Below are 5,677 nucleotides of genomic sequence, written 5' to 3' on the forward strand. Positions count from 1 at the left end.
GATGTGTATAAGAGACAGGCGGCTGGTGCGTGAAAAGCCGGACGCATTGGCCGTGCCCGACAAGCCCAATCACTCCTGGTCGATGGATTTTATGCATGACCAGCTGAGTGATGGCCGGTCGGTGCGACTGTTTAATGTGCTCGATGACTTTAACCGTGAGGCGCTGTGTATAGAGGTTGATTTTTCATTGCCTGCCTAGCGGGTCAAACGAGCCCTGGAGCAGGTGATCGAGTGGCGTGGCAAACCGACGATGCTCCGGTGTGATAATGGGCCGGAATATATCAGCGAGGAGCTCAAGTAATGGGCGGCGAAACAGGAGATTACCTTGGGGTATATCCAACCTAGCAATCCCCAGCAGAACGTGTACATAGAGCGGTTTAACAGAACGGTGCGTTACGATTGGCTGGCTCATCACCTGTTTGGCACGCTGGAGGAGCTACAAGAATTTGTAACGCAATGGCTATGGGTTTATCACCATGAACGGCCCAACATGGCTACACACCGAAGCAGCATCTGGCCAAGGCTGCATGACCTCTACTTTTGAATGCTCCTAAGAATGGGGGGATTACCGCACAACCCCAATCGACAAAGCGCTGACTCCGGAGCAGCAAAAAATTCAGGAGCTGGCAGCCCGCATCAACCGGCTCGAACGTGAAAAGGACATTCTAAAAAAGGCTACTGCTCTCTTGATGGCGGACGAGTTCACACGTACGCGCTGATAGACCGATTAAGGGAGCAAGCCCCCATCACTCTGGTCTGCTGCGCTTTCGATGTTCCAACATCCTGTTTTTACGACTATCTGGCTCGCAAGCGGACGATTAACAGTGAACGTATGCAATAGCGCTGTGAGTTGCGCCGTTTGTTCAAAGAAAGCCGGAACTCAGCGGGCAGCCGCGCCTTGATGTCGATGATGCGAGAGTTGGGGTATCAGATTGGCCAATTCAAAGTACGTAACCTGATGAAGGAGGCCGGGTTGGCATCCAAACAGCCGGGCGTACACCGTTATAAGGTGGCACGGTCAGAACGACCGGATATTCCCAATCTGCTGGCCCGAGAATTTGATGTCCAGCAACCCAATCAGGTGTGGTGTGGCGATATCACCTACGTCTGGGCCGGTGGTCGCTGGCATTACCTGGCAGCGGTTCTTGACCTGCACACCCGGCGGGTCGTGGGCTGGGCGATGTCTGATAAACCTGATGCAGAATTGGCAATCAAAGCACTGGAGATAGCCTATCAGCAGCGGGGTTGCCCATCCGGTGTGCTATTTCACTCCGACCAGGGCAGCCAATATGGCAGTAGGGCATTTCGGCAACGACTGTGGCGCTATCGCATGACCCAGAGTATGAGTCGGCGTGGTAATTGTTGGGATAACGCCCCGATGGAGCGGTTGTTCAGAAGCCTGAAGTCAGAGTGGATCCCGGCTATGGGATATATGAGCTTGCGAGAGGCGAAGCGGGATATCAGTTACTACCTGATGGATTACTACAACTGGCGGCGTGCACATCAACACAATGACGGGATACCGCCAGCAAAAGCCGAAGAACGGCCTAACCAAGTGTCCGGATTTAGTTGACCACTACAGCTGTTACCTGCTTACGCTTTCTTGAACGGTTGTGTTAGCGGCTCCAAGTAAGACTCATTAGCTAACGATGATGACTTAACCTACACCTTCCCTGCATAGGCTGCTGCTTGGGGAAATTTGGGGGAATATAGTATACTAGACCTCTATACCACTCGAACGAGTTCCCGAACGGGTGTTTCCCTTAGCATCATATGTAAGGGAGCTGGGGTCTCTGATACTATTTAAAAACACAGTTAACCGTCTATTAGCAACGATATTAAGCTCAAGTAAATGCCCGTTAATTTCATTTTGCGCACGGCAACAATCTAGTTTTCCTCGTAAATTATCCAGCAGCACATGGTCATTACTTAGTTGCTCTAGCAAATTTGGTTGCTCAGAGATTTTTTTATCTATTGAACTAATCGCACTCATCAATAGTTGTTTTTGCTCAACTAATTCGGAAAAAATTAAGCATTCTCGCCCTTTCAGTAGATCGAATTCTTTCTGAAGAATGCGTTGCATATCATTGAGCTTATCATCTAAAGACTGTAACAATGAAATCTCACGTATCATTCTAAACTCTTGGTAAGCTCAGCTTCGAAGCTAAACATTTTTTTAGCCACGGTATCAGCGTTAACCTTGTAATCACCATTAGCAATTGATTTTTTGATATTTTCTACACGACTTTCATTGTCTGTCGGTGCGGTGTCGAGGGTATGGTACATTTTATGCAAGCTTTTAGCCTCGCTAGTCAAGTAGACGGAGTCTGACTTGATAGCACTAGCTTTGTTATCAGATGAGTAATTGACAGATTTACCGTCAGGATTTTGACTGCTGTTGGAATTTTGTAATCGACTATTTGTTGTGTTGATGTTGTTTATGGCCATGCTGTTTACCTTAGTGGTTCGTTTTTCAGGCTCTGTTGATTCTATATCGGATAGCAATATAAAAACTTGAGAAAAATTCGATATTGTTTCTATCTAGGCCTGTTTAAAAAAGAACTAACACTAAGCCAGCGGCTTTGACCTCACCTTGGACGGTTTTACCTGAACGCATATTTACTAGCAGTATGGTCTCTCCAAAACTTCCATCCTGCAAGGCCCTAGCCGTTGTTTTGATCTGCATACGGCTATTTTCTGCGGTTAGCGTAACTTGGTCTCCCTTGCACACGACACAAATTTGACTCATTCGAATAGGCTGATTAGGGTTTATGTCTCGTTTGCTACGAACCCCGACCAACGTATCAGGATTTGTCAGGTAGTCACCACGTATTAACATTTGATCTTGATACGCAAGTGTTAGCTGAGCCCTATTCAATAACGCCCCCTTAGATATTGGTTCGCTGACCGTAACATAAGGTTTTTGAATACTAACTCTTACAGGAAGGTAGACATCCCAAGGATTCTCCTCTTCACACTTAAGGTACACTACGGTGTTACGTCGTATTTCCATTTTACCTGGGAGTGAAATAGAGAGGTTATGCTCACAACGGGTTAGTGATAGACGTTCATCAATCCTAGCAACAGTGATATCTACCTTCGCATCCGAAGGGATGTCTAACTGGCTACGCACAAAGTTCTGTGCTAACGCTTGTAAATAGCTCATTACTTCAGACGCGTGACAAGAAAGAGAACTACAGAACAAGAGTACGATAAGAAAAAGTCTACTCATTACTTTATCTCTTTTGCCGATAAGTTGTTCACTACTACGTGATTGTGTATCTACGATTACTCAGAGAGCTTGCTTGTTGTTACGCTTAATTTAGTCGTTTGCAGAGACACCACTCAAGCATGTTTTATGCCACTTTTGATGGAGCATTTATGGCCAGTATTATGGACTCGGTAAATCAGCGAACCCAGCTAGTAGGCCAGAATAGACTGGAACTATTACTGTTCCGTCTCAATGGACGCCAGAGATTTGGCATCAATGTGTTCAAGGTTCGTGAAGTTCTGCAGTGCCCGCCACTGACTGTTATGCCCAAACTCAATGCCTGTGTACGCGGGGTTGCTCATATTAGAGGCCAGACGATTTCAGTAATTGATCTCAGTATGGCTATGGGTAAACGGCCTATCGAGGACTTAAATAAATGTTTTATTATCATTTCTGAATATAACAGGTCTATTCAAGGCTTCCTAGTTCAGTCCGTTGAGCGTATTATCAACATGAATTGGGAATCTATCCTACCTCCCCCAAAAGGAGCTGGTCGAATCAACTATATGACAGCTGTTACAGAGGTCGATGATGAATTAGTTGAAATCTTGGATGTTGAAAGAATTCTTAATGAGATATCACCAATTTCGACGGAAGTCAGTGATGAATTAATACTGGCACAAGATCAACATCCTACATTGCTTCGGCCAGTTCTTGTCGCTGATGATTCTTCTGTTGCCAGAAAGCAAGTACAACGTGCATTACAATCAATCGGTGTGCAGTGTGTATTGGCTAAAGATGGGCGAGAAGCACTAAATATGCTGTTAGAGATGGCCAATAATGGCCCAATAAAAGATCAAATATCATTAGTAATTTCTGATATTGAAATGCCAGAAATGGATGGATATACATTTACAGCAGAAATCCGTAATAATCCTAGCCTTAAAGACCTGCATGTGATTCTGCATACTTCTCTAAGTGGTGTATTTAATCAGGCAATGGTACAAAAAGTGGGGGCTAACGATTTCATCGCAAAATTTCAACCTGATGAGTTAGCGAAAGCCGTGCAGAGCGTCCTTTAATAAATGAAAGAAGAGCGGTAGCATGAAGACACTGTCGGATGATTTGTATAAACAATTCAGTAACTTTTTGGAATCACACAGCGGTATTGTTCTGGGTGATAACAAACAGTATTTGGTAAAAAGTCGCCTTGCATCCTTGATGACGCAGTTTGGGATAGATAGTCTGTCAGAGTTGATAACTCGCTCAATGGGGGTGAAAGATCGAGACCTAAAAATGGCTGTCGTTGATGCGATGACAACCAATGAAACGCTATGGTTTCGTGACACATATCCTTTTCAGTTACTTACAGACAAGATTTTCCCTGAACTGGGTAAAATAGGTAGGCCTCTTAAAATATGGTCGGCAGCATCTTCTTCTGGTCAAGAGCCCTATTCAATTGCTATGACTGCCTTAGAGCAACAAATTAAAAAACCAGGAAGTTTACCAAGGGGAGTACAGATTATAGGAACGGACATATCTACTACTATGCTAAATCACTGCAAGCTTGGAGTATATGATAGTCTTGCATTAGCTAGAGGTTTATCACCTGAACGTAAAAAGCAGTTTTTTGAACCTTGTGGTGATGGTAAAATGCGTATCACGGATAGAGTTAAAGGATTAGTAACCTTCAGGCCTATTAATCTGCTTGATAGCTATACACTACTCGGTAAATTTGATATAATTTTTTGTCGTAACGTTTTGATTTATTTCTCACCTGATGTGAAATCGAAAATATTAAATCAGTTCGCACAAAGTTTGAATCCTGGAGGATATTTGATGCTCGGCGCATCAGAATCATTGACTGGATTGACTGATAAGTTCGATATGGTTCGTTGTAATCCAGGGATCGTTTACAAAGTAAAATAGTGTGTCGTTTAATATTTATAATCAGGCAGTGTTAAATATTTTGTGTCAGCCATCACAGGTCAATAGGAGCATCCCGTTGGTCGTAACCGTTCACCGACAGGGGCTTGACGCACACAATTGGGCAGGAATGGGGTGGTAATCCCCCCGAAAAACTGCGCTGCTCATAAGTAGAATTTTCCCGTACTGTAAATGCAGGAGGTTCTACATGAAAACATCACGCTTTAGCGATGCCCAGTTCATCGCCATTCTTAACGAGGGTGTTCAATATTCTGTGTCAGACGATCATAGGTCGATATGACCATTCAGTCGGCCGGCGAAGTGGATCGACAGCTGCGACAGTGTCAGATTCCAGTTCTGCACTGGGTGTGTCCAGCGTTCGGATGCCTGCAACATACCGGCGTAGAGCAGCTTAAGTAAACTGTTTGCGTTCGCGAAGCCGCCCTTGGTCTTGGTCCGTTTGCGAAATTGCCGATGCACCGTCTCGACCGCGTTGGTCGTGTAAATCGCGGTGCGCACGTAATCTGGATATTTAAAATA

At 44.8% G+C, this 5,677-nt stretch carries 6 protein-coding genes and 2 pseudogenes; 4 read left to right on the forward strand and 4 right to left on the reverse strand.

Annotated elements, in window-relative coordinates:
• Both CUC53_RS02915 and CUC53_RS02920 read left to right on the forward strand, forming a co-directional pair.
• Window positions 1-531 (forward strand): annotated as a pseudogene (locus CUC53_RS02915) (DDE-type integrase/transposase/recombinase); the annotation flags it as partial.
• 41 nt (window positions 532-572) lie between these two features.
• Window positions 573-1,573: pseudogene (locus CUC53_RS02920) on the forward strand (IS3 family transposase); the annotation flags it as partial.
• Window positions 1,574-1,717: 144 nt separating this feature from the next.
• Here the strand turns inward: CUC53_RS02920 and flgN are convergent.
• From flgN to flgA, 3 genes are all read right to left on the reverse strand, one after another.
• The gene (gene flgN, locus CUC53_RS02925) at window positions 1,718-2,134 is read right to left on the reverse strand and encodes a flagellar export chaperone FlgN (protein ID WP_100292773.1); all 417 of its coding nucleotides are present in this window, start codon (window positions 2,132-2,134) and stop codon (window positions 1,718-1,720) included.
• Window positions 2,131-2,448, reverse strand: coding sequence for a flagellar biosynthesis anti-sigma factor FlgM (flgM, locus tag CUC53_RS02930; RefSeq protein WP_100292774.1), 318 nt, complete (start codon window positions 2,446-2,448; stop codon window positions 2,131-2,133). Before flgM ends, flgN begins: the two co-directional genes overlap by 4 nt.
• A gap of 103 nt (window positions 2,449-2,551) precedes the next feature.
• Window positions 2,552-3,232 (reverse strand): flagellar basal body P-ring formation chaperone FlgA, encoded by a 681-nt coding sequence (gene flgA, locus CUC53_RS02935; protein WP_100292775.1) that lies wholly within the window; start codon window positions 3,230-3,232, stop codon window positions 2,552-2,554.
• Between the two features lie 149 nt (window positions 3,233-3,381).
• Here flgA and CUC53_RS02940 point away from each other — a divergent pair, with 149 nt between their 5' ends.
• Window positions 3,382-4,293: a chemotaxis protein CheV gene (locus CUC53_RS02940; protein WP_100292776.1), complete on the forward strand. Its 912-nt coding sequence runs from the start codon at window positions 3,382-3,384 to the stop codon at window positions 4,291-4,293.
• Between the two features lie 22 nt (window positions 4,294-4,315).
• Window positions 4,316-5,140 (forward strand): CheR family methyltransferase, encoded by an 825-nt coding sequence (locus CUC53_RS02945; RefSeq protein WP_100292777.1) that lies wholly within the window; start codon window positions 4,316-4,318, stop codon window positions 5,138-5,140.
• Window positions 5,141-5,422: 282 nt separating this feature from the next.
• On the opposite strand, the gene CUC53_RS02950 is transcribed toward CUC53_RS02945, so the two are convergent.
• The coding region (locus CUC53_RS02950; RefSeq protein ID WP_167386668.1) for a transposase at window positions 5,423-5,677 on the reverse strand (255 nt) is incomplete at its 5' end.

Origin of the sequence: Aeromonas cavernicola (assembly GCF_002795305.1) — a bacterium.
In the GTDB taxonomy this organism is placed as follows: Bacteria; Pseudomonadota; Gammaproteobacteria; order Enterobacterales; family Aeromonadaceae; genus Aeromonas; species Aeromonas cavernicola.

What these genes read in the sequence shown, in the direction of transcription:
- flgN (WP_100292773.1), bottom strand. Translation starts at nt 2,134, where the DNA reads ATGATACGTGAGATTTCATTGTTACAGTCTTTAGATGATAAGCTCAAT.
- flgM (WP_100292774.1), bottom strand. Translation starts at nt 2,448, where the DNA reads ATGGCCATAAACAACATCAACACAACAAATAGTCGATTACAAAATTCC.
- flgA (WP_100292775.1), bottom strand. Translation starts at nt 3,232, where the DNA reads ATGAGTAGACTTTTTCTTATCGTACTCTTGTTCTGTAGTTCTCTTTCT.
- CUC53_RS02940 (WP_100292776.1), top strand. Translation starts at nt 3,382, where the DNA reads ATGGCCAGTATTATGGACTCGGTAAATCAGCGAACCCAGCTAGTAGGC.
- CUC53_RS02945 (WP_100292777.1), top strand. Translation starts at nt 4,316, where the DNA reads ATGAAGACACTGTCGGATGATTTGTATAAACAATTCAGTAACTTTTTG.